At 69.7% G+C, this 23,827-nt stretch carries 19 protein-coding genes; 9 read left to right on the top strand and 10 right to left on the bottom strand.

What is annotated here, in order from left to right; all coding sequences use genetic code 11:
• Positions 1 to 2 precede the first annotated feature (2 nt).
• Positions 3 to 335, bottom strand: coding sequence for a rhodanese-like domain-containing protein (locus HUA75_RS20450; RefSeq protein WP_174487341.1), 333 nt, complete (start codon positions 333 to 335; stop codon positions 3 to 5).
• A 33-nt stretch (positions 336 to 368) separates the two neighbouring features.
• Positions 369 to 1,529 carry a molybdopterin-synthase adenylyltransferase MoeB gene (moeB, locus tag HUA75_RS20445; protein WP_174487340.1) on the bottom strand — a complete coding sequence of 387 codons (1,161 nt, stop codon included), beginning with the start codon at positions 1,527 to 1,529 and terminating at the stop codon, positions 369 to 371.
• Between the two features lie 133 nt (positions 1,530 to 1,662).
• Here moeB and HUA75_RS20440 point away from each other — a divergent pair, with 133 nt between their 5' ends.
• A complete protein-coding gene (locus HUA75_RS20440; protein ID WP_174487339.1) occupies positions 1,663 to 2,052 on the top strand; it encodes an iron-sulfur cluster assembly accessory protein in 390 nt (129 codons plus the stop codon).
• Between the two features lie 128 nt (positions 2,053 to 2,180).
• Here the strand turns inward: HUA75_RS20440 and HUA75_RS20435 are convergent, their stop codons facing one another.
• Genes HUA75_RS20435 through HUA75_RS20425 form a run of 3 tightly spaced genes read right to left on the bottom strand, consistent with a single transcriptional unit; the run spans position 2,181 to position 4,345 of the window.
• Positions 2,181 to 2,699, bottom strand: a complete 519-nt coding sequence (locus HUA75_RS20435) for an acyl-CoA thioesterase (RefSeq protein WP_141649209.1) — start codon at positions 2,697 to 2,699, stop codon at positions 2,181 to 2,183.
• Between the two features lie 51 nt (positions 2,700 to 2,750).
• Positions 2,751 to 3,515, bottom strand: coding sequence for a deoxynucleoside kinase (locus HUA75_RS20430; RefSeq protein WP_141649210.1), 765 nt, complete (start codon positions 3,513 to 3,515; stop codon positions 2,751 to 2,753).
• An 11-nt stretch (positions 3,516 to 3,526) separates the two neighbouring features.
• The gene (locus HUA75_RS20425; RefSeq protein WP_174487338.1) at positions 3,527 to 4,345 is read right to left on the bottom strand and encodes a glycerophosphodiester phosphodiesterase; all 819 of its coding nucleotides are present in this window, start codon (positions 4,343 to 4,345) and stop codon (positions 3,527 to 3,529) included.
• 152 nt (positions 4,346 to 4,497) lie between these two features.
• Between HUA75_RS20425 and HUA75_RS20420 the strand changes: the two genes are divergently transcribed.
• The 3 genes from HUA75_RS20420 (at position 4,498) to HUA75_RS20410 (ending at position 9,520) form a co-directional block, all read left to right on the top strand.
• Positions 4,498 to 5,562 (top strand): hypothetical protein, encoded by a 1,065-nt coding sequence (locus HUA75_RS20420; RefSeq protein WP_141649212.1) that lies wholly within the window; start codon positions 4,498 to 4,500, stop codon positions 5,560 to 5,562.
• A 208-nt stretch (positions 5,563 to 5,770) separates the two neighbouring features.
• On the top strand, positions 5,771 to 8,554 hold the full coding sequence (locus HUA75_RS46225) for a protein kinase (protein WP_371746154.1): 2,784 nt from the start codon (positions 5,771 to 5,773) through the stop codon (positions 8,552 to 8,554).
• Between the two features lie 156 nt (positions 8,555 to 8,710).
• Positions 8,711 to 9,520, top strand: a complete 810-nt coding sequence (locus HUA75_RS20410; RefSeq protein WP_141649457.1) for a hypothetical protein — start codon at positions 8,711 to 8,713, stop codon at positions 9,518 to 9,520.
• 30 nt (positions 9,521 to 9,550) lie between these two features.
• Here the strand turns inward: HUA75_RS20410 and HUA75_RS20405 are convergent, their stop codons facing one another.
• A complete protein-coding gene (locus HUA75_RS20405) occupies positions 9,551 to 10,780 on the bottom strand; it encodes a hypothetical protein (RefSeq protein WP_174487336.1) in 1,230 nt (409 codons plus the stop codon).
• An 87-nt stretch (positions 10,781 to 10,867) separates the two neighbouring features.
• Positions 10,868 to 12,433, bottom strand: a complete 1,566-nt coding sequence (locus HUA75_RS20400; protein WP_174487335.1) for a hypothetical protein — start codon at positions 12,431 to 12,433, stop codon at positions 10,868 to 10,870.
• A gap of 182 nt (positions 12,434 to 12,615) precedes the next feature.
• On the opposite strand from HUA75_RS20400, the gene HUA75_RS20395 reads away from it, so the two are divergent.
• The gene (locus HUA75_RS20395) at positions 12,616 to 13,029 is read left to right on the top strand and encodes a metallothionein (protein ID WP_174487334.1); all 414 of its coding nucleotides are present in this window, start codon (positions 12,616 to 12,618) and stop codon (positions 13,027 to 13,029) included.
• On the opposite strand, the gene HUA75_RS20390 is transcribed toward HUA75_RS20395, so the two are convergent.
• The 3 genes from HUA75_RS20390 to nadA form a co-directional block, all read right to left on the bottom strand.
• Entirely contained in the window at positions 13,022 to 13,834 is an 813-nt protein-coding gene (locus HUA75_RS20390) for a class I SAM-dependent methyltransferase (RefSeq protein WP_174487333.1), read from the bottom strand. The two genes, HUA75_RS20395 and HUA75_RS20390, sit on opposite strands and share 8 nt — an antisense overlap.
• A gap of 62 nt (positions 13,835 to 13,896) precedes the next feature.
• Positions 13,897 to 14,502: a hypothetical protein gene (locus HUA75_RS20385; RefSeq protein ID WP_141647074.1), complete on the bottom strand. Its 606-nt coding sequence runs from the start codon at positions 14,500 to 14,502 to the stop codon at positions 13,897 to 13,899.
• 78 nt (positions 14,503 to 14,580) lie between these two features.
• Positions 14,581 to 15,513: a quinolinate synthase NadA gene (nadA, locus tag HUA75_RS20380; RefSeq protein WP_141647075.1), complete on the bottom strand. Its 933-nt coding sequence runs from the start codon at positions 15,511 to 15,513 to the stop codon at positions 14,581 to 14,583.
• 372 nt (positions 15,514 to 15,885) lie between these two features.
• Here nadA and HUA75_RS20375 point away from each other — a divergent pair, with 372 nt between their 5' ends.
• From HUA75_RS20375 to HUA75_RS20360, 4 genes are all read left to right on the top strand, one after another.
• Positions 15,886 to 18,312: a PilZ domain-containing protein gene (locus HUA75_RS20375; RefSeq protein ID WP_141647076.1), complete on the top strand. Its 2,427-nt coding sequence runs from the start codon at positions 15,886 to 15,888 to the stop codon at positions 18,310 to 18,312.
• Entirely contained in the window at positions 18,309 to 19,097 is a 789-nt protein-coding gene (locus HUA75_RS20370; protein ID WP_174454914.1) for a methyltransferase domain-containing protein, read from the top strand. The genes HUA75_RS20375 and HUA75_RS20370 overlap by 4 nt, the downstream gene beginning before the upstream one ends.
• Before the next feature lie 20 nt (positions 19,098 to 19,117).
• Positions 19,118 to 22,024: an ATP-binding protein gene (locus HUA75_RS20365; RefSeq protein ID WP_174476784.1), complete on the top strand. Its 2,907-nt coding sequence runs from the start codon at positions 19,118 to 19,120 to the stop codon at positions 22,022 to 22,024.
• A 163-nt stretch (positions 22,025 to 22,187) separates the two neighbouring features.
• Entirely contained in the window at positions 22,188 to 23,579 is a 1,392-nt protein-coding gene (locus HUA75_RS20360) for a peptide MFS transporter (RefSeq protein WP_141647078.1), read from the top strand.
• Positions 23,580 to 23,827 lie beyond the last annotated feature (248 nt).

Below are 23,827 nucleotides of genomic sequence, written 5' to 3'. Positions count from 1 at the left end.
CCTCAGTAGCGGGGCAGCGAGGGGTCCACCTGAATCGAGTACAGGTCGATGCCGCCTCGCAGCGACACGGCGTCCAGTCCGCGTGACATCAGGTAGGCCGTACCGTCCAGGCTGCGCACGCCGTGGTGGCAGTAGACGACGACGGGCCGGCCCCGCAGGGCCTCCAGCTCGTCGGCGCGCTCGTCCAGCTCCGGCAGGGGGATGAGCACCGAGTCCGGCAGCGCGACGTACTCGTGCTCATGCGGGAAGCGCACGTCCAGCAGGGCGGGGCGGGACTCGGCGGGGCCGGCGAGCAGCTCGGCGAGTCGGGCGGGCATGATTTCGGGGATGGGCATGCGGGGAGGTTCCTGGCTCGAGTCGCGGGGCGCTCAGGCGGTGGTGGAGCAGAAGCGCTCGTAGTCGATGAGCTCCACCTTCGCGCCCGGCGCGCACACCGGGCACTGCGCGTCCCGGCGCAGCTTCAGCTCCTGGAAGCGGGTGCTCAGCGCGTCGAAGGTGAGCAGCCGGCCGACGAGCGACTCGCCCTGGCCGAGAATCAGCTTGAGGGCCTCGTTGGCCTGGAGAAGGCCGATGAGCCCGGGCAGCACGCCCAGCACTCCGGCCTCCGCGCATGAGGGCGCGAGCTCCGGCGGCGGCGGGGCGGGGTAGAGGCAGCGGTAGCAGGGCCCCTGTCCGGGGACGAAGGTCGTCACCTGTCCCTCGAAGCGGAAGACGGAGCCGTGGATGTTGGGCAGGCCCTTCATCACGCACGCGTCGTTGAGCAGGTAGCGGGTGGGGAAGTTGTCTCCGCCGTCGAGGACCAGGTCGAACCCCTCCAGCACGCGCAGGACGTTGTGCGAGGTGAGCCGCTCCTGAAAGGGGATGACACGGACGTCCGGGTTGAGGGCTTCAATCGCGGCCCTCGCGCTGACCACCTTGGGCTGGCCCCGGCGCTCCTGGGTGTGGAGCACCTGCCGCTGCAGGTTGCTCAGGTCCACCACGTCCGAGTCGACGATGCCCAGCGTCCCCACGCCCGCGGCCGCAAGGTACAGCGCCGCCGGGGAGCCCAGCCCGCCCGCGCCCATCAACAGCACGCGCGACTTCAAGAGCTTCGCCTGCCCCTCCTCGCCGACCTCCGGGAGGGTGAGGTGTCGGCGGTAGCGCTCCTTCTGTTCGGCCGTGAGCACGAAGGGCTTCTCCACCGGCAGCGCCGCGTCGCTCCAGCGGTTGTAGCCGCCCGCCAGCGAGGCCACGCGCGTGTAGCCCAGCTCCTTGAGGCTCTTCACCGCCAGCGCCGAGCGCGTCCCGCCCGCGCAGTAGACGACGAGCTCCTCGTCCCGCCCGGCCCGCTCCTCGATTCGCAGCTCCAGGTAGCCCCGGGGGATGTGCACGGCGCCAGGCAGCCGCCCGCCCGCGTACTCGTCCGCCTCCCGCACGTCGATGAGCTTCACCTGGGCCCGGTCGTCCAGGAGCCGCTTCACCTCGTCCACGGTGACTTCGCGAATCTCCTGTTTCACACCGGCCAGAAGCTCACGGAAGGATGGGGCCATGGGGCGGGGTATAACCCGAGGGCGGGGCGCGTTCCGCTCGGGATGAAGCGTCCGGGGCGGACAGGCGGCCGGTCCCATGGATTTTCCGGCCCCGGGCGTTATAAAGGGCCGTTCGAGAGGAGATTTTCCCGACATGGATACGACGACCACGACCCCCGCCCCGGCCACCACGACGGCCCCCCAGTCCGCCCCGCCCGAGGCCGTGCGTTTGACGGAAGGCGCCATCCGGCAGGTGAAGGAGGTCATCAAGGCCCAGGGCTTCGAGGGCTACTTCTTCTCCATCCGCGTCGTGCCGGCTGGCTGCAGCGGCCTCGGCTATGACCTGAACCTGGTCAAGGAGTCGAAGGCGGGCGACAGCGTCTGGGAGCAGGATGGCGTGAAGCTCGCCACCGACGGCATGAGCGCCCAGTACCTGGCTGGCACGGAGATCGACTACGTCTCCGCCATCACCGGCTCGGGCTTCAAGTTCAACAACCCGAACGCGAAGTCCTCCTGCGGCTGCGGCACCTCGTTCACGACCTGAGTTCCCGTCGTGGCGTGACGTGGCTCGCGACGGTCCACGCTTCCTGATGCGTGGACGGGTGCTCGCGAGCCGACACGAGGGTGGGTGTGCTGCCCGCCCTCGTGGTTCCCCATTCCGAGCGGGCCTGCTCAGGCCCCGGCGATGGGCTGCATCACCTTCAGCCAGGACTGGTTTTCCTTCTGCCGCGCCAGTCGCTGGGCGCGTCGCGCCTCGGCCTCCCGGAACGACTCGCGCTCGGTGTCCGTCTCCATCAGCAGCGGCGGCACCGGGACGCGGCTGCCGTCCTTGTCGATGGCCACGAAGGTCAGGAGCGCGCTGGTGGTGAGCGTGCGCTCGCCGGTGAGGGGATTCTCCGCGTGCACCGTCACGCCCACTTCCATGGAGGTGCGGAAGGCGGCCAGCACGCGCGAGTGCAAGAGCGCAATCCAGCCGACCTTGATGGGCGCGTGGAAGTGCAGGTCATCCATGGACGCCGTCACGACGACTTGCCGGCAGTGACGCTGGGCGGCCACCGCGCCGCAGATGTCGATCCACTCCATCACCTTCCCGCCGAACGCCGCGTTCAGGTTGTTGGCGTCCGGAGGCAGGATGAGTTGGGTCATCACCACCTCCGTGTCCTTGGCTCGCTTGGGCGTCATGTCCGACATCTCACACCTTCCATGCAGGGACTGGGGGGCGCATGCGTGGCCCCCCGTGCCTCATGCCAGGAAGGTGGAGACGCGGTCCAGGAACTCCTCACGGCCCCGGCCCCGGCGGATGTCCTGGTTTGACACATCCATCACCAGGCACTCCACGCCGTACTTCTCCTGGAGCACCTGGGGGAAGGACGCGTAGTAGCCGTTGAGGCCTCGGAGGAACTGCGGGCGGATGCCCTTCTCTTCCTCGCGGCCGCGGGTGCGGATGCGCTCCAACAACACGTCCACGCTGCCGACCTCGAAGCAGATGACCTTGTCCGGGCGGATGATGTGGCGCGACAGGCGCTGGAAGTACTCGTAGTAGAGGTCCAGCTCCGCGTTCGTCAGGTGCCCCAGGCCGTGCAGGTACTTGGCGAAAATCTCCGGGTCCTCGTACAGCGTGCGGTCCTGCACGCAGCTGCGGCGGTACGAGTGGATGAGCTCGTGGTGCTCCACGCGACGGATGAGGAACTCGAGCTGGAGCGTGAAGGACCAGCGCGACATGTCCGAGTAGTAGTCGCGCAGGAAGCGATTATCGATGACGGGCTCGTCGAACAGCTCGTAGCCGAAGCTCTGGCTGAGCATCTTCGCCGCCGTCGTCTTGCCCGCGCCGATGTTGCCGGAGAGCGCCACGAAGCGCCGCCCCTTGGGGGCCTTCACCTTCGGCTTCTCCTTCACCGCGTTCTTCGCACGGGGGGCAGCGGCCTCGCTCCGACGGGCTTCGGTGGGAGGCTTCGGGGCGGCGGCCGGAGAGGGGGACGGGCGCGAGCGCGAGGTGGTACGAGGCATGGAACCGGGGCTTAACCCGGCTTGGTTAGGTCGTCCATTCGCTGCCTCAGCAGGTCCGGTCGGTCGGTCATGATTCCGCCGACCCCTTCTTCCAGCAGCCGTCGCATCTCGTCCGGGTCATCCACCGTCCAGACGTTGACCCACTTGCCGCGCGCCGCGCAGTCGCGCAGGAAGTCCGCGTCCACCAGCCGCACCTCGCCGAAGTACAGCGGCATGTCGAGCACGGTGAAGCGAGGGTCCTCCGGCGGCGGCTCTCCGCCGCGCAGCGCGATGACGAGCGCGGCCAGCGCGTCGCGGGGGTAGAAGTGACACGCGTGGGGCAACCGGGCGACCAGCCGCTCGCCCACCGCGTCCTGCTCGCTGCCCATGCACACGCGCTCCACCGCGCCTTCGTCCTCCAGCAGTCGCGCGAAGACCTCCTCGTGGCCGGGCACGTCTGGCTTCAACTCCACGTTGAGGCGCAGCGCCGGAAAGGCGCGCAGCACTTCTCTCAGTGTGGGGATGCGCACGCCCTGCCCTCGGAAGGGAAACGTCCGGCCCTCATCCAGGGTGAATCCATACCCCGCATCCAGCTTCTTCAGCTCCGACAGTGTCTGCCCCGCAAGGGGCCCGAAGCCATCCGTGCAACGCTCCAGTGTGTCGTCGTGCGCCACGATGACTTCGCCGTCCCGCGTCACGTGGACGTCGAGCTCCAGCATGTCCGTGTGGAAGCGCTCCACCGCCTGACGGAAGGCTTCCATCGTGTTCTCCGGGGCGAGTGACGCGCCGCCGCGGTGCGAGATGTGCAGCGTGGGCCGCAGTCCTCGGAGGAAGGCGGGTAGGGCGTTCATGGCTTCCTCGATTTCACGAAGGTGTCACCGGCCTGGCGGGAGTGGCTTCCTTGCCGGCCCCCGCGGGCCGCCGGTATAAGGCCGACATCCTCGGACCGACTGGCGTCGACTTCAACCCTTGGGCGCCGCGACAAGAAATGGAGATACGAGACATGCAACTGCGCAAGACTCTTGGCGCGGCAGCGCTGATCACCGCGGCGGTTTTGGCATCGGTGGCGGGCTGTTCCGGTCGTGACGATGGCGACGAGACCCCAGACTCCGGCCCGGGCTGTTCGGGCACGTGCGGCGATGCTGGCACGGACGCTGGCACGGACGGCGGCCCCACGCAGAACTGTCCCGCGCCCGTCAACGGCATGGGCCCCATCGGCAACCTGCGCACCGCCGGTGAGCGTGGCCAGTCGGTCACCCTGGACAACGTGGTGGTGACGGCGGTGAGCAATGTCTCCCGCGGCAGCGCGGGTGACTTCATCGCCCGCTTCTGGGTGGTGAACCCCTGCTTCCCGACGGAAGGCATCTACATCGACAAGTTCTACACCGACCTCGTCATGAACTACGAGCCCGTGGTGGGCGACGTGTTGACCATCACCGGCTTCTTCCGCCGCTTCTACCCGAATGGCGACGACAACGTCCCCGCCGGGCGTGACGCGTACCGCCCGGTCATCAAGAGCGACTTCCAGCTCAACGTCGCGGGCGTCAGGGGCAAGCTCTCCATCACCAAGCGCGGCTCCGGCCAGATCCTGCCGGACAACGCGGCCCCGGCTAACTTCGGCAACTCCGAGGGCGGCAGCACGAAGCCCAACCCCGAGTTCGCCGGTTCCCGCGTCCACATCCCGGGCCCCCTCACCCTCACCAACGCCAAGCCCACGGCCCTGCGGCAGTACCCGAATGATCCGGAGAACCACAACTACGTGGGCTTCGAGGTGACCGGCGGCGTGCTGGTGGCCAGCTACAAGACGTACCAGGCCTGCGACCTGCGCGCGACGGCCGACGACGGTGGCACGGTGACCTTCCCCAACGGCATCCACGGCGTCTGGGAGACCTTCACCAACACGCCCTGCACGGACGGCGGCACGACGTCCACCGACGGTGGCCCCCCCCGCTTCACCTGCAACACCTACGGCGACGGCGTCATCCCTGGCACGCAGAACGACTACACCTACGTGCTGTACCCCATGACGTGCGACCCGGACATGGTCGGCACGGTCGCGGCGCCGTAGTTCCAGGCCCATCATCCCTTCCGGGATGATCCGCTGATTTCGCCGCCCCTCGCCCATGTCGGGAGGGGCGGTTTCTTTTTGGACGCGACCCCCAGGTCGGTGTCCGCTACCTGTCGATGTGGGCCCCCGGCTCCCCCAACCGTTTGATTGTGGGTAAGCTCGGGAAAAGTCCAACCTGTCCCACCCTGTCAGACGCCTTGTTCCCTCCGTGAACTCCCCCCAGACGGCCATCCCGTTCGGACAGTACCTGCTGATCAAGCGGCTCGCCGTGGGTGGGATGGCGGAGCTGTTCCTGGCGCACCGTCCGCCGGATCCGGAGCTGGTCGTCCTCAAGCGCATCCTCCCGTACCTGTCGGAGGAGCCCGAGTTCGTTCAGATGTTCCTGGACGAGGCGCGCATCGCCGCGCAGCTCAGCCACCCCAACATCGTGCAGGTGCACGAGCTGGGGAAGGAGGGCGACAACATCTTCATCGCCATGGAGTACGTGGAGGGCGTGGACCTTCGCCGGGTGATGGCGGAGGAGCTGAAGTTCGGCGCCACGGTCCCCTGCGGCGTGGCGGCGCGCATCTGCTCGCTGGTGGCGGCGGGGCTGGACTACGCGCACCAGAGCCGGGGCGTGGATGGCCGTCCGCTGGAGCTCATCCACCGGGACGTCAGTCCGCAGAACGTGATGATTGGCTATGACGGGCGCGTCAAGCTGGTCGACTTCGGCATCGCCAAGGCCGGCGCGTTCATGGAGCGCAGCAAGCCGGGCGTCATCAAGGGCAAGTTCCTCTACCTGGCGCCGGAGCAGGTGTCGCAGGAGCGGTTGGACCACCGCGCGGACATCTTCGCGCTGGGGACCATGCTGTACGAAATCACCACCGGCAAGCAGCCCTTCGCCAAGCCGACGACGGAGGGGATTCTCTACGCCATCCGCTTCGACGACCCGACGGCGCCGCACCTGTTGCGTCCCGACTATCCGCTGGAGCTGTCGCGCATCGTCATGCGGTGCCTGACGAAGGACCGCAACCTGCGCTACCCGCGCGCCGCGGTGGTGCACGAGGAGCTGGAGGCGTTCCTCGACTCGGGTGAGCTGCAGCAGAGCCTGGACGTGTCCGAATACATCGCCCGGCTGATGGGGGAGGAGGAGGAGCGCACCATCCTCCACATCCCCATGGCGAGGCCGGTGGGACGCACCCAGGCCACCGTTCCCCTGGCGGGGAACCGGCTGATGCAGGCGCCGTCCAGGCTGGCCCCGCTGGAGGTCACCGCGCCGACGTTGTCGTCCACCACGCCCATGGCGGAGCCGTCGCCCGGGGCCGTGACGGCGGTGCCCGGGCTCACCGCGCGTCCCACTCCCCGTCGAGTCTCCGCCGAGGCCGTTCCGGCCGCGCGCTACGCGGACGAGCCGGAGCCGGCGACGCAGATGGCGCGCCCACGCGAGCTGCCCACCGGGCATCGTGGTGCCCATGAGGACGCGGACGAGGACATGTCCACCGCCATCCGGACCGCGCCCACCGGATACGTGGTTCCGTCGGAGCTGCAGGACCCGGATGAAGAGGACATGGGGGACGGAGAGTCCACCATTCCGCAGCGGGGGCGGGGCCGCGCGCCTGTCACGCCGCCTCCGGGCCCGCCGGTGCGCCGCTCCAGCACCCACTCGGAGTTCCCTCCCACGCCTCGGTCGCTGTCGGCGGTGGAGCCCCTCACCGCGCCGCCGACCCCGCCGCGCCGCTCGGGCATGTCCCCCTCCGAGCCGCCGCGCGCCGTCGCTCCGCTGGAGCCGCTGCCGTCGCCCCGCGCGGCCGGCTTCGCGGAAGCGCCCGTCGCCAAGACGCCCTCGCCGGTGGAGACCCGCTCCCGTCGCGTGTCGACTCCACCGACGCCCGCCGCCGCGCCGCCCCGCCGGGCCCCGACGCCCGTGCCGCAGGACCCCCGAGACTTCGACATGGGCGAGGCCTCCGGCGACATGACGATGCCCATCCGGCGTCAGTCCATCCTGGACGTGGAGGCGTCGGTGTCGCTCACCACGCCCATGCGACGCATGTCGCCGCTGGACGAGGAATCCTCGCAGTCGGTGTCGCTCACCACGCCCATGCGGCGCATGTCGTCGGTGGACGTGGAGGCGTCGCTCACCACGCCCATGCGGCGCATGTCGTCGGTGGACGTGGAGGCGTCCCAGTCCGTCTCCATCACCCCGGCGACGGTGAGCCACCGCCATGCCTCCCGGCCGCAGATGCCCGCGTCCCGGGGTGGCAAGGCCGTGGGCGACGAGGACGAGAACTTCCACACCGACTCCAGCATGTCGGCGGCGCACACGAATCCCACGGCTTCGCTCCGCGACGACGGCGAGGACGACGAGTCCACCGCCGGGTACGCCGGCTACGACTACCCCGACACGCGCGCGACCACCGGACGCACGAATCCGCGAGGGCTCCTGCTGGCCATCGTCGGCGGACTCCTGCTGCTGGCGCTGGGGGCCATGTTGCTCTGGGTGCTCTACGGCCGGCTCCGGAGCCCCGTGCCGATGTCGTCTCAGGACCTCTCCCGGAGGGCGCTGGAGGAACAGCAGGTACGGCCGTCGGCTCCGGTGCGGGCCAACTCGCCGCCTCCCGTCGTGAATGCCGCGCCCCCAACCGTGGCCCCTCCACCCGCTCTGACGCCGACCGCCCCCGAGGCGGCCGCCCCTCCGTCGCCCGTGCCCCCGGCTCCGGACCCGGCGGTGGTGGCGGCGGCTCCCGGCGGCACGGCGAACGGTGGTTCCGGCCTTCCTCCGCCAGCTCCCTCCCTGGTCGAGGTGCGGTTCGAGGCCCCTGCGAAGACCATCCTTCGCCAGGAGGGGGGCGAGCGGCTGCCCGTCAACCGGCTCCTGGCCCTGCCGCCCGGCCTCATCAAGGTGGCCTACGACTGCCCCGGACGACGCGCACCTCGGGGGGCAATACCCTACCTCATCGAGCAGGCGACCCCGGGGCCGCTCGTGCTTCAGGTCCCCTGCAAGGTCCGGCGCTAGTCCGGACGGGCACTTGCCCGTATGGGCCGTGCTCCCCCCGAATCGGACAAGTGGGACTGGGTGGGCTTGAGTGCCCTTAAGTCGTTGGATTTCCTGGCTTTTCCGAGGCGCGCGCGCATTGCGCATGTCAGACGGGGCCGTAGAATCCGGCGCTCCATGGCGCGCCTCAAGAAGCAGAAAAACATCGTGACGAAGAGGAGTTACACGGCCGGACGGGTAGTGCGACAGCAGCCTGTCGCACCAGAACCGAACCGGCTCGTGAAGGTTTGGAGACGCGTGCTCGAACGCCGCCTCCGCACGCGCTTACGCGCGAAGGTGGCGGTGGAGGTCCACGACAACACGCACACGATGCTGACCTTCCAACGTCACCGGGCGATGTGGCGGCTGCGGCTGCACCACATGTTCCTGGCGGCGCCGGATGACGTCGTGCAGGCCCTGGCCAGCTTCGTGCGCAAAGGGGACCCGGAGGCGAGCACGCTGTTGGACCGCTACATCGAGCGCAACAAGATGTACATCCGGCGGCTGTCTCCGGCGCAGATGCGCAAGCGCATCCGGCTGGAGCCCCTGGGTCAGCACCACGACCTGGAGCGCATCTTCGAGCGGCTCAACGAGCGGTACTTCAGCACCCGTCGCATCGATGCGGCCATCACCTACGGCCCGGCGCCTCGGGTGAAGGGGCCCCGCAAGAGCATCAAGATGGGCTCCTACTCGGCGGACTCCAAGGTCATCCGCATCCATCCGGCGTTGGACCAGCCGGTGGTGCCCCGCTACTTCGTGGAGTGGATTGTCTTCCACGAGATGCTCCACCACATCTACCGGACGAGGAAGGGCGACGACGGGCGGCGCTGCATCCACCCGCCGGAGCTCATCGAGCACGAGAAGCGCTTCCACGACTACACGCGGGCCCAGGCCTGGGAGCAGGAGAACCTGGACCTGCTGCTGCGCGCCCGCGTCTCGCCGGACTGAAGGACTCGGCAGGGCCCATCCTCCCCAGGTTCAGGGGAGGATGAGGCCGCCGGGGCTGCGCCGCTCCTGGGTGGGGGCGGCCTCCGCGGGCGAGGGTGCACTGGCGCCAGGTGCCCCCCCAGCTCGCCGGGCGGCGGCCTCTTCGCGGGCTCCGGCGGCGGCGACCAGACCGACCACCTTCTCGAAGAGATGCTCGGCGAAGCGGGAGAAGGGCTGCGTGGCGCCGTGGAAGAGGCGCCGCGCCTCACCCCGGGCGACTTCGGCCTCGCGCTTCCTCCCGGTCCGCTCGAAGAAGTCCGCCATCCTCCACAGCCGCAGGGCGTAGCGACGGGACATGTCGGGGGTGAAGTACTCCTGCGTCACCGTGCGCACCGCGCCCTGGAGCTGGTCCTGGCGCTGTACGTCGCTGAGCGCCAGGGGGCTGACCACCACCTCGTCCAGCTTCGCGAGCAGGCGCCTGGTGATGGACTCCGGTGGGAGCCACGCGGCCAGTTCCGGTGTCTCGTGCAGCAGGTCTCCGTCGAGCGCGTGGCGGACGTCCTCCGGCTCGGGCTGGGGGAGGGTGGTGGGCTCGAGCTGGGGCTGCACGCCGAAGTGGCGCAGCGCGACATCGAGCCCCTCGGGAAAGGGCGTGTGGGCGCGCAGGTTGAGGCCAGCGGCCTCGGCCAGCAGGGCCGCCGCCTCGTGCTGGGGCAGCTCCACCGTGCCGCCCTGCTCCAGTCCGTCCTTGAGGATGCGGCGCCAGATGCTCCGGCTCGCCTCCTGGAGCTGCAACTGGAGGACGCCCTCCTCGTCGGAGATGAGGGCCTGGACCATCTCGATGCCACCCGCGCGCAGCACGCGGCCCATGACGAGGGCCCGCTCACCTCGGCCCGTCACCGTGCTGGCCAGGGCCGGGAGCGCCTCGGGGGAGGGGGAGGGCCGAGGGGCCTCCGGGGGCGCCGTGCGAGGGGGCTCGGCGATGGCGACGCCGCGTGAGCGCAGCCGGTACAGCGCCTTCTTGGCGAGCTTGGCCAGGGGCTTCACCGCCGAGGCGGACAGGGCCTCGGGCAGCGCGACCTGGCCGTCGAGCACGGCGGCCTCGAGGAGCGCGGCGGCGAGGGGCTCCGGGAGGGCTTCCACGGAGGCTGGCGTCGCGGTGGCCAGGTCCTTCGCGAGCGCCCGTGCGGCCTCCACCGCCTGGACGGGAAGGTCAGGCAGCGAGGTGCCGGCGCGCAGCGCGTCCAGCAGGGAGCGAGGGTCCAGGGCGGAGGATTTCATGCGGGCCTTGTAACGCGCGAAGCGGGCCCCGGGCATCGCTCGGGCCGGCACGCCGCCCACTGGCCCACATTCGCGCGCGGCGCGGCTTCAGCGGCGGCGCACCAGCCAGCTTCGGCCCGACTGGCCCACCACCGTCAGCTCCGTCTGGAGTCGCGCGCCGAACACCTGCGAGGGGTGGACGCCGCGCACCACGAAGGTGTCGTACCAGGCCCCCTGCGTGTCCAGGTCCACGTCCTGCGGGCGCCACTCGGACGGGAAGGTGGGCGGCACCTGGTCGCGATAGCGCAGCGGCGAGTGCGGCGTGGAGGCGAACGTGAAGTTCGGCACGCCTCCCCGCTCACGGGCCAGCACCGCCGCGGAGTGGATGAACACGGGGAAGCGCACCACGCGCGAGCCCGGGTCATAGATGAGGCCCATGACACGAGGCCGCTGGGCGGTGGCCGCCACCAGCCCCTCCCACTCCGTCGCCTCGCGGGAGAAGGCGCGGAAGCCCCGGCCCAGCGTGAAGGCCAGCACCAGCGTGCAGGCCGCGGCGGCCCACTTGAGGGGCAGCCGCCACTCCGGAATCGTCGCGGGCGCGGTGGCCACCAGCAGCGCGGCGGCCAGGTGCGCGTAGCGCGTGTTGAGGTAGTAGACGTAGCCGCGGATATCGAACGGCAGCAGGAAGTAGAGCGCGAGCGCCAGCACCCCCAGCCCCAGCAGCCGCGCGCGTGCCACCGGACCTTGTGTGCCCGTGGGCCCCGGACGCACGAGCGCCGCCACCCAGCCGGCGAGCGCCACCGCGCCCACCGCGTACATCGCCCACCGGTCCGAGCCGTCGCGCAGCGTGTTGGCGAGCACGTCGAACAGCTCCGCGCGGTTCTGCGCGAAGCTCTTCCAGCCCAGGTTCTGCGGGGAGAACGTCGGGCCCCACGCCTTCCAGGGCGCGCCGGGCTGGATGTCCGGCGGCTCGCCGAAGCGCAGCACCACCCAGCCCAGGAACAACGCCACGCCCGGCACCACGCCCAGCAGGGCCGGCACGCGGGGCCGCAGCCGCTGCGCGAGTCCGCGAGCGGTGGCGTCCTCCGGCACGGCGGTGGTGAGCAGCAGCCACGGCAGTCCGAGCGCGAGGAACCCGAAGGCCTGGACATGGAACAGCAGCACCGTGACGAGGCAGACCGCCAGCGCCGCCGTCCAGCCTCGTCGCCGGGGCACGTCCTCCAGCGCCCGCACGAAGAAGCCGCAGCACAACAGCGTCAGCGGCAGGGCCGCGCAGTAGTTGATGAAGCCCCAGCCGAAGCTGTCGCCGTACGCGAAGGGCAGGGCGAGCAGCGCGGGCCACGTGGGCCGGCCCAGCGAGCGCAGCAGGAAGCCCAGGCTCAGCGGCAGGCCCACCACGTACGCGGTGAGGAAGACGCGGTTGGCCAGGTCCAGCGGCAACAGCCAGTTCAGCGCGCTGACCAGGTAGTAGTAGCCCAGGTAGGGCGTCAGCGCGTGTCGTGCCTCGAACAGCTGGGGGTACAACGTGCTCGGGTCATCCAGCCGGTGCAGCACGGAGATGAGGTACAGGTGCTGCGGCAGGTCCACCATGGGCAGGTGGCGCGAAACCCAGAGGGGCAGTGCGCCCAGCACCAGGGCGGCGATGTGAATAAAGCGAGCGTTGGGGTTCGTCACGAGAGGTGCCGGACTGTATGCGCCGCTTCCCTGCCCGGCGAGCAACCGACGCGGGGCGTCTGGAGCAACGCGTCGGGGTAGACAAAGGTATGGCCGTCGACCTTGGCAGTCGACGGGGGCTGCGCTATAGGCGCCGATGGACGGGAGCCGAGGCCGAGAGTCTCCCGAAGGAGAGCATGCACATGACACGCAACGCGACGATGGTGGCCGCGGGGCTGCTGGCCAGCGGTCTGCTGCTGCTCGCTCCCCGCGCGGCGAGCGCCTGCGAGACCCACGCCCAGGCGGCACGGGAGAAGTCGGCGGAGGCCCAGAAGCCGTCGCCCGACAGCGCCTCTCCGGAGGCGGCTCCCGCCCCCGAGAAGGCGCGGCCCACGGGCGGTGAGGTGGACCGTCCGCTGGACGCGCTCGACTCGCTGATGGCCGCCAAGTGCCAGTGTGGCAGCAAGGCGGACTGCACCTGCAAGAAGGGCTCGTGCGAGTGCTCCAAGTGCCAGAAGCCCAAGCGGCAGGTGATGGACGCGCTGCGCGGCCGTCCCGCCGAGCTGAAGCTGGACGAGGCCCGTCGCTACGACGCCTCCGCCGGCATCTTCATCTGAGCGACTCGGCGGAGCCCTTCTCCGCCTTGAGCACCAGCAGCGGCGGCAGGGCCACGCGCTCGAAGCGCACCAGTCCCGCCGCGCTGGTCGCCGCGCGCAGTGTCGCCTCCGCCCGAGGGTGAAGGCCCACGCGGCGGTGCAGGAATCCGGACGCGGAGCCCGGCGGCGCATAGGTGCTCGCCACCCAGCGGCCCCCTGGACGCAGCACCCGCGCCACCTCCAGCATCAGCCGGCCCAGGTCTTCCAGGTAATGCAGCGAGTCGGCCATCAGCACCGCGCCGAGCGTGCCGTCGAGGAAGGGGAGCGCGGGGGCCTGTGCCCGGAGGAAGTCCACCGTGGCGCCCGCCTCGCGTGCCTGGGCCACGCCTTCTTCCAGCATGGCGGGGGACAGGTCCTGGCCCGCGACGAGGGGAAAGGCCGGCTCTCGTGCGAGCCGCCTCGCCACCAGGCCCGTGCCGCAGCCCAGGTCCAGCACCGGTCCGTCGGGTGTGCCCAGCAGGCTCCGGTAGAGGAGGTACTCGCTGTCCGTGTCGAGCGGCTGGTGCAAGAGGGCGCGCTGGAGCGCGGGGCGCACATGTCGCTCGTAGGAGCGAGCCACCCAGCGACTCTCCAGGCCCCGCTGCAGTCCTCCGGCGGAGCCATGCTCCAGCACGAGGTCGGCGACGCCCTCGGCCACCGGATAGCTGGCGCGGCACTCCGGGCAGCGCAGGGGGCCGAACATCAACACCGGCGTGGGCGCCTCGGGACGGAGGGCGCCTCTGCGGCAGCGAGGGCAACGAAGGAGCTGGACGAGCGCGTGCCGCATGAGCGGCGGAGGCTACCGTCCCCCGTCCGGCGCGAGAACCGCTTTGTATGCCGCGGACCGCTTCAGGCGGACGGGCCGCTCGGAGCCGCCGCCACCCGCTTGTCCTCGGCCACCAGGACGGGCCAGCCCCGGGCCATGGCCTCGCGGAAGAACACCGCCAGCTCCTTGCGGCTGTGGTTCACCGCGCCCTGGAACGGGTCGATGAGGGCTTCCTCGCCCAGGCTGCGGGTGGCGTTGAGCTCCACCGGCGTCCCGCACCGCTCGCAGCGGATGGACACCTGCCGCACCAGCGCCACGGGCACCGCGTACCGGGCACCGCAGTCGCCGCACTTCCACACCAGCGCGCGCTCGCCGGCCTCGCGACGGGCCAGGCTCTCCAGCTCGTCCGCGAGCCTGAGCAGCGCGGGCAGGTCCTGGGGCGGCTGGGCGAAGACGGCCGACGGACCGAACCCCGCCTCGGGGGACCCCAGCGTGGGAGGTCGGTCCCCCTGGAGCAGGGCGCGCATGCGGTCCTTGGCGCGGACATCGCGGAACTCGGCGCCCGCCAGGGCACGCTCCACCGCCTCATGGACCGGGGGGAGGTCCGGCTCGAGGCGCTCATCAACCGGCAGCGACTGGGGGTGATTCACCAGCCGGTGCGACGGGACTGCGAGAAATCGGAAGGCCACGGATGGCTCCATTGCACCCCGGCCTTTCCGGCGCAAGACGCGAGTTGGCAAATGTCCGCTGTGACGACAGATTCCGCTCTATCTGGACCACTCCAGCATGAGCTGCAACGGCGCCCGGGCCGCCTCGCGCAGGTCCTCCCGCATGGTCAGCTCCGGGGTCCGCTCCTTCATGCACTTCCAGAGCTTCTCCAGCGTGTTGAGCCGCATGTACGGGCACTCGTTGCACGCGCAGCCGTTGTCGGGGGGCGCGGGGATGAAGGTCTTCTGGGGCGCGCCCTTCTTCATCTGATGGAGGATGCCCGCCTCCGTCACGACGATGAACTTCTGCTTCGGGCTCTTGAGCACGTAATCCAACAGCCCCTTCGTGGAGCCGATGAAGTCCGCGTGCCGCAGCACCGCCTGCTCACACTCCGGATGGGCGACGACCTCCGCGTCCGGATGCTCGACCTTGAGCCCCACCAGCTTCTTCTCGCTGAAGATTTCGTGGACGATGCAGCTGCCCGGCCACAGCACCATGTCCCGGCCGGTCTGCTTCATGACGTGGCGTCCCAGGTGCTGGTCCGGGGCGAAGAGGATCTGCCGGTCCCGGGGCACCTGGTTCACGATCTTCACCGCGTTCGAGGACGTGCAGATGACGTCGCTCATCGCCTTCACCGCCGCGGAGCTGTTGACGTAGCTCACCACGAAGGCGCCCGGGTGCTTCTCCTTGAAAACCTTGAAGGCCGCGGGCGGGCACCGGTCCGACAGCGAACACCCCGCCTTCAGGTCCGGCAGCAGGACCTGCCGCGTCGGATTCAGGATCTTGGCCGTCTCCGCCATGAAGTGCACACCGCAGAAGACGATGACGTCCGCTTCCGTGCGCTCCGCCGCCTGCGCCAAAGCGAGGCTGTCTCCAACGAAGTCCGCGACATCCTGGACTTCGCTCTCCTGGTAGTAGTGCGCAAGAATCACAGCGTTCATGGAACGCTTGAGCTCCTGGATTTCCTGCGCGTAATCCACCTCGGTGCTCATGGGCCCTCCTGGCCTGGTCGACATTTAACTCGCCCGCCGGTGCCAGGCCACCTCGTCGGAAGTTGGCTGCCGGGCGGACGGACGCCTGTCGCTGGCGCGCCCTGGGTCGACTCTGCCACCGTCCCCCTTCGTGCAAGAGCGGTGGATGGTCGCATCACCTGACGGCGCGGAGAGGGTAGACTGCGCGCAATCCTCCGGGTCGGCCCGGAGGGAGGCAGTCGCCTTGCTGTCAAGCTTGGACCAGCCACACATTCGGGGTCGAGAACACGCGATCGGCTGGTGGAGAGGGGGCGGCACCGGACCTGTGGCCCGTGGGCAGACGATGGCTCTGCCCCTTCTCCATCTGAACGCCTTTCCCGTTGAGGAGAGAGCATGAGTGTCCCCACTCAGGACGTCCTGATTGTGCATCCGAACGAGGGCCGGCGCGCCGCGCTGGCCGAGGTCCTGGGAATTCACCGCGTGGTGGCGGTGGAGTCCCAGGTCGAAGCCACACGGAGGATGGAGTCCTCCGCGCCCACCCTCATCATCGCGCCCCCCGAGAACGCGCGGCGTTTCCTGAGACATGTCGACAGGGCCGCCCCGGAGGCCGTGCGCGTCTTCGTGTGCGCGCAGTCGGACCGCCAGGGACTGGAGGAGCTCGTGGAGACGGCCGCGGAGGGGCACGTCTTCAATACGCTGGACGACAGTCTCACCATCCCCGAGCTGGGCCGGCGCATCACCAACATCCTCCAGCTTCGCGCCTCCGCGCGCGTCACGCCCAACTCGCGGATGGAAGCGGGCTTCCGGCTCCTGGGCCGGGGCTACACCGCGCGCTGTCTGGACGTGGGCAACTTCGGCGCCGCGCTCCAGGTCCCCATGGATGCGTCGGTAGGCGCCTTCCTTCCCGGCGCCGTGCTGGATGATCTGCACATCGAACGCGAGGGCCGCTGGGTCCTGAAGTCCCGCCGGGCCCTGGTGCGTCACGTCAGTCCGGTGCGCAATGGCGCGGAGCACGCGCTGCGGCTGGGGCTCTCCTGGAGCGGCTCGCTGGAGGAGACGTCGGCGGCGCCCCTCGCCGTGGTGCGCGACCCGGTGAGTGTGCTGGCCGCCCTGCGCAAGGCGGTCCGCCGGGGCTCCGCCCTGTGGGTGCACTACCCGGACACGCCCTCGGTGCAGTTCATCCTCGAGGCGCCCCTGGTGGACCTGGTCGATGGCCGCTCGGTGCTGCGGGGTGTCAACGTCGGCGGCTGCCCCATCTCCGCCGGCGACGTGCTGAACCTCTCCTTCGAGGTGAGCGGGCAGAGCTACCTGGGCGCCACCAGCGTCCTGCAGCGCGGGGAGGGGGCCGTCACCCTGAGCGTGCCGCGCACCCTGGGGGTGCAGAACCGGCGGGGCCTGCAGCGCTTCCGCCCGGGACCGGACCACCGCTTCCTCGTCTCCTTCAGCGCGCCGTTCAGCGGCAAGCGCATGACGCGCTCCGTGCTGGACATGAGCAGCCGCGGCCTGTCCTTCGCCATCGACGCCTCCTGCGAAGTCCTGCCCGCCGGCTCCCAGCTGGACATGTCGCTCTTGCTGCCCGACGGCAGCGAGGTGGCGTGCCGCGCGGAGGTCCGCTCGGTGGATGGGGTGTCCTCTGGTGAGGGCGCGGACAACCCGCTGCGGCCGTACCGCTGCGGCGTGCGGTTCCTGGAGGTTCCTCCCTCGGTCCGCAACGCGGTCCTCTCCGCCTTCATCTCCTCGCGCAACCAGACGGTGGCGGACGGCGGACGGTTCCCGTTCCAGGACATCTGGCGGATGATGGAGGCGGCCCACTACGGCTTCCATCCGGACTACCCCTTCGGGGGCGAGGCCAGATACCTCGACGACCTGGAGCGGACGCACCATCAGCTGTGCGCGTCCGGGGAGCTGGGCAGCTCGCTCGTCTACAACGACGCGGATGGCGTGCAGGGGCATGTCGCGGGCCTGCGCATCCACTCCCGCACGTGGCTGGTGCAGCACCTGGCGGTGCGGCCGGGCTTCCACCGGCAGGACCAGATTGCCCACGAACTGTCCGCGCTGGCCATCGAGCTGGGCGAGGCCCACGAGGATATCGACTTCATCCGCTTCTCCTGGCGCGAGGACAACCGGTGGCCGAGCCGGCTCGGCACGTGGTTGCTGCGCGTGATGGACAGCCACGGGCTGAGCTGGCTGCGGCACTTCCAGTACATGCGCCTGGAGCTGGACGGCACGGAGCCTTCGCCCCAGGGCTCGCTGCCCGCGGTGCGCGAGGCGTCCGACGCCGACTGCGCGCGCCTGGAGTTCTTCCTGCGGGAGCGGGGCGAGGTGGTGCGCGTGCTCGCGGAGGACCTGCAAGCGGACCAGATGCGGCTGGAGGCCCTGTCGTCGCGCTACGCGGCCCACGGGCTGCACCGGGCCCGGCGTGTCTTCGTCGTGGATGGCGAGACGGGCCCGCTGGCCATCGCGCTCCAGGAAGAGGGCAGCCCGGGCATCAACCTCATCGAGAAGACCAATGCCTTCTGGTTCGTGGTGCTGGAGCCGGGGCATCCGGACGAGGCCGCCGCGGTGCGCGCGCTCATCCAGCGTTGCGAGGAGCACGCCCGGGAGCACGGACGCTCCGCCGTGGTGGCGCTCGCGGCCGACGAGGACCTCAAGGCACTGGAGGCCGCGGGCTTCACGTCCCACGGCCGCTTCTCCGAGTGGTTCTTCCACCGCTCCATGGTGCGCCGGTGGGTGGAGCTGTTCCGTTCCATCTTCGAGCGTGTCCAGCGCACGGGAGGAGAGGCGCGGGCTCGCGGCCGCGCGGCGCGGGGGAAGGCTTGAGCTACATCATGGAGTCCGAGGCGGAGACGCGCCGGCTGCTCCTTCAGGAGCAGGCGGACGACGCCCGCGCGCTGCTACTGGCCACCGGGCTGACGCCGGGAGCCCGGGCGCTGGATGCGGGCTGCGGCCCGGGTGGAATCTCTCGGACCATGGCGCGCATCGTCGGCGGTGAGGGCAGCGTCCTGGGCATGGACCTGAGCGACGTGCGGCTGGCCGAGGCCATCCAGCGCTGCGCGGGGCTGCCCCAGGCGCGCTTCATCCGGGGAGACATCCGCCGCACGGGCCTGCCCGACGCCGCGTTCGACTACACCTGGAGCCAGTACGTGCTGGAGTACCTGTCGGACCGGGACGCCGCCCTCGCGGAGCTCATCCGCGTCACCCGGCCAGGTGGCCGCGTCGTGGTGTCCGAAATCGACGGTCAGGGCCTCAACAACTGGCCGCTCCCGGCGGGGCTGGAGGAGGGCGCGCGGTGCTTCGAGCGGGGGCTCGCCTCCCAGGGGTTCGACTTGTTCGTCGGGCGCAAGCTGTTCCAGTCCTTCCGTCGGGCGGGTCTGCGCGACATCCGGGTGCACGTGACGCCCCAGTATGTCGTCGCCGGCACGGCGGATGACCGTTTCCTGGCGGACTGGGAGACGCGCTTCGCGGCGCTGGCTCCCGTGGTGACGCCCGCCTTCGGCTCCGAGGTCGCCTATGGTGAGTTCTGCCAGGCCTACCTGCGGATGCTGCGAGATCCGGATACGCTCAAGTATTCGGTGTTGGTCGTCACCGAGGGAGTGCGTGCTTGAGCGAAGGGATAGGGGAAGTCATGTCAGGCGGGGGGCAGGAGACGCCCGACAATGCCCCCGAAGTCAGCGTGCGCACGACGTCCACGTTGCTGCTGTACTTCGAGCGCACGTATGGCGTGGAGCGGCTGCAGGCGCTGTGGGCCCGGCACGACATCCCGCTGTCGCTGGAGTACCTGCGCACGCACGCCAACTACATCTCGCTGCCCTTCCTGGAGCGGCTGTCCGCGCTCTTGATGAAGGAGTCCGGCGATGTGCACTTCATGCGCAACGCGGGCCTCTTCCTGGCCACGCCGGAGGCGATGGGCTTCGCGTTCTACCTGCTGCGGGCCTTCGGCTCGCCGCGCATGTGCTACCTGAAGACCATCGAGCTGGCGCCCAGCTACAACCGCGTGGGCAGCTTCCACGTGGAGTTCCTGGAGCAGAAGCAGCTGGTGCTCACGTACTCCAGCAAGACGCCGGAGAAGAGCCGCAACATCTGTGAGCTGCGCATGGGGCAGTTCGCCTCCATCCCCACCATCTGGGGCCTGCTGCCCGCGGAGGTTCGCGAGTCGGAGTGTCAGGTGCTGGGCGCGCCGGTCTGCCGCTATCACCTCTCGTGGGCGGACCCGATGTCGCAGTGGGGCCACCACCTGGGCCTCTTGCTGGGCACGGTGAGCGGGCTCGTCGTTGGCGCGCTGGGCTGGGCGCACCCCGTCTTCGGCGTGGCGTCGCTGGCCACCGCCGGCTTCTCCATGGGCGGCTGGCTGGACGGGCGGCGCGAGCTGAAGCGCAAGGACGAAGCGCTCCGCTCCCAGAACCAGGCCATCATGGGCTCGCTGGTGGAGCTGCAGCAGCGCTACGACGAAATCTTCCGCGCCAACGTGGCCCTCGAGGACCGCGTCGCGGAGCGCACCCAGGCCCTCAAGGAGGCCAACGGCAAGCTGGGCGACGCGCTCTTGCGCCAGCAGGAGCTGGACCGGCTCAAGAGCGAGTTCTTCGACAACGTCAGCCACGAGCTTCGCACGCCGCTCACCCTCATCCTGCTGACGCTGGAGTCGCTGGAGCGCCGGGGCGAGGAGAACAACCCGGAAGTGGTCATGCAGCACGTGGCCACCATGGAGCGCAGCGCCCAGCGCCTGTTGCGCCTCATCAACAACCTGCTGGACCTGGCGCAGCTCGAGTCGGGCAAGGCGCGCCTGCGCTACCAGCCGCTGGAGCTCAACGGCTTCCTGAGCACCGTGCTGCCGCCGTTCCACGCCATGGCGGAGCGGCAGGACGTCTACCTGCGCCTGGAGGGGCAGGAGGTGACGCCCGTGGAGGTGGACCACGAGCGCATGGACATCGTCTTCCAGAACCTGCTGTCCAACGCGCTGAAGTTCACCCAGACGGGCGGGGTGACGGTGCGCGTGCACGAGGACGACAAGGACGTGCTGGTGGACGTGGAGGACACCGGCCAGGGCATCTCCCAGCAGGACACGAAGGTCATCTTCGACCGCTTCGCCCAGGCGGACAACAGCGGCACGCGTCGCTTTGGCGGCACGGGCATTGGACTTGCGCTGGTGAAGGAGACGCTGGAGCTGCACTCGGGCGGCATCAGCGTGACGAGCGAGCTGGGCAAGGGCTCCACCTTCCGCGTGCGGCTGCCCAAGGGCCGCGCGCACATCCGCGAGGACCTGCGCGAGCGGCGCCGCGCGGAGATGCCGGTGCGCCGGGAGCGCCGCATCTCCGGCTCGTTCCCATCGCTGGAAACGGGTGTACCCGACAACGGCCGCGCGTCCGTGGTGGCTCCAGCCAGGGACCACGCGGGGCCGGGGCCGGATGCGCCCCGCATCCTCGTGGTGGAGGACGACGTGGAGATTCGCGGCTTCATCGCGGGTCTGCTGAAGCAGCACTACCGGGTGATGGAGGCCGTCAACGGCGAGGAGGGCCGGCAGCGCGCCATGGCGGAGCGGCCGGACCTCATCGTGTCGGATGTGATGATGCCCGTGCTGTCCGGCCTCCAGATGCTGGTGGCCCTGCGCGAGCAGACCGCGACGGTGGACATCCCCGTCATCCTGCTCACCGCGCGGCAGGAGGTCTCCGCCAAGGTGGAGGCGCTGGGCACGGGCGCCAATGACTACCTGGGCAAGCCCTTCAGCCCGCGCGAGCTGCTGGCGCGAATCGAAACGCAGTTGCGCCTGCGCGAGGCGGCGGTGCGCTCCGCGGAGAATGAGCGGCTGGCGGCCATCGGCCTGCTGACGTCGGGCTTCGCGCACGAGGTGCGCAATCCGCTCAACGGGCTGATGAACGCGCTGACGCCGCTGAAGGAGGTGCTGTCGGACAGCTCTCCGGACGCGGAGATGAGCCGCGCCATGGTGGAGGTGATGGAGGAGTGCGGCCAGCGCATCCGCCACCTCGCCGAGTCGCTGCTCGCCTTCACCCGCTCCTCCGACGCGCCCATCATGCTGTCGCTGGACACGCTGCTGGACTCGACGCTTGGCGTGCTGACGTGGAAGGTGCCCTCGGGTGTCACCGTGGAGCGGGCCTACGAGTGCACCATGCCCATCCAGGGAGACCCCGGCTCGCTCAACCAGGTGTGGCTCAACCTCCTGGACAACGCCTTGCGCGCCGTGGGTGAGCAGGGTCGCGTCCGCGTCGCCACGGCCTGCCAGGGCGACGAGGCCGTCGTCACCATCAGCGACAATGGCGTGGGCATCCGCGCCGAGGACATGGAGCGGCTGTTCCAGCCCTTCTTCTCCACCCGCGCCGCGGGCGAGGGGACGGGCCTGGGCCTGGCTCTCAGCCGGCGCATCATCTTGAGCCATGGCGGGCGCATTCAGGTCCGCAGCACGCCGGGCAAGGGCACTCAGGTAGAGGTGCACCTGCCCCTTCGTCCCCCAGGGGGACGCTCCTCGTCAGGCAACGGCTCCGAGGGGCAGGGTGAGTCGCGCGTGGGTCGGCTGGGTTGAGGTGCGGGCTTCACGACGCGCCCTGACGTGAACTGAGCGGGCCAGGGGGCTGGGGAATTCTCGGCCGCCCCTGTTGTCCACTTGCGCATAGCTGTTGCGCTGTCTGCTACAGTCAAGTGCTCTTTCAGTCACACCCGACCACCGAAGCGAAGGAAACCACGGCATGCAAGGAACCGTAGCCGCGGGCGCTGCCCGCCAGGGGCACCCGCGAGGGCTGTATCTCCTGTTCTTCACCGAGATGTGGGAGCGCATGTCGTATTACGGCATGCGAGGCCTGCTCGTCCTCTTCCTCACGAGCAAGGTCAACGGTGGTTTCGGGTGGACCACTGGCGAGGCGCTCAGCCTTTACGGGACGTACACCGGCCTGGTGTATCTGACGCCCATCGTCGGAGGCTTCATCGCGGACCGGTTCATCGGTCAGCGCAAGGCCGTGGTGCTCGGCGGCACGCTGATGATGATCGGCCACCTCGTCCTGGCGCTCCCCAACGTGACGATGTTCTACGCGGGCCTGGGCTTCCTGATTGTGGGCAACGGCTTCTTCAAGCCGAACATCTCCACCATGGTGGGCGGGCTGTACGCGCCGGGGGATGGTCGTCGCGACAGCGCCTTCACCATCTTCTACATGGGCATCAACCTGGGCGCGATGCTGGGCAACTTCATCTGCGGCACCCTGGGTGAGAAGTACGGCTGGCACTACGGCTTCGGCTCCGCGGGCGTGGGCATGTTCCTGGGCCTCGTGGTCTTCATGCTGATGCAGAAGAAGCTCTTGGGCCCGGTGGGCCTGGCGCCGGTGAAGCCGTCGCTGGAGGCGCGGGCCAACGGTACCGCGGAGAAGAAGGGGTTCTCCAAGGACGAGATTGACCGCATCGTCGTCATCTTCATCATCGCGGTGTTCGTGGTGGCGTTCTGGACGGGCTTCGAGCAGGCCGGTGGCCTGATGAACCTCTACACGAACGAGAAGGTCGACCGGACGATGTTCGGCTGGGAGGTTCCCACCACGTGGTTCCAGAACTTCAACTCGTTCTTCATCGTCGCGCTGGCGCCGGTGTTCGCGGGGCTGTGGAGCTGGCTGTCGATTCGGGGCAAGGCTCCGAGCATCCCGGTGAAGATGGGCCTGGGGCTCGTCTTCCTGTCCACCGGCTTCGTCTTCATGCTGGGCGCGTCGAGCCAGAGCGCGACGATGGGCAAGGCGGCGGCGCACTGGGTCATCCTGGCCTACCTGTTCCACACCATGGGTGAGCTGTGCCTGTCGCCGGTGGGTCTGTCGATGGTGTCCAAGGTGGCGCCGGCGCGCATCGTCTCCGCGATGATGGGCGTGTGGTTCCTGGCGAACGCAGCGGCGAACAAGCTCTCCGGCGTCATCGGCGCGTACTCGGAGAAGCTGGGTGAGTTCGACGTGTTCCTCTACATCAGCCTGGGCACGGGCCTTTCGGGACTCATCCTGCTGGGCGTGGCGCCCATCCTGAAGCGGATGATGCACGGCACGGACGAAGAGAAGCCGCCCGCGCCCCAGGGCGCGTCGACGCAGGATGGTTCCTCGGTGGCCGCGGCCTGAGTCCAGACGACGAGAGGCGCGCTCCCTGAGGGAAGCGCGCCTCTTCGAGTGAAGCACCTGACGCCGGAGTTCCTCTCAGATTCGAGGGCTCCGGCGTTGCTCTTTGCGGGCAGAGGGCCAGTAAGATTCAGCGACGGCAGTGCTCCACAAGGGGGGACGCATGCAGCCGACGCCGACTCAACCTAGGCTTGAGATCTTATTCGAGGCTCTCTCTCGGATATCCATCCGGGTACATCTGTCACTCGAAC

This window comes from Myxococcus sp. CA040A (genome assembly GCF_013336725.1).
GTDB classification, from domain to species: Bacteria; Myxococcota; Myxococcia; order Myxococcales; family Myxococcaceae; genus Myxococcus; species Myxococcus llanfairpwllgwyngyllgogerychwyrndrobwllllantysiliogogogochensis.
The sequence above is the reverse complement of the archived record's forward strand: the minus strand, read 5'-3'. Positions and strand labels throughout refer to the sequence as shown.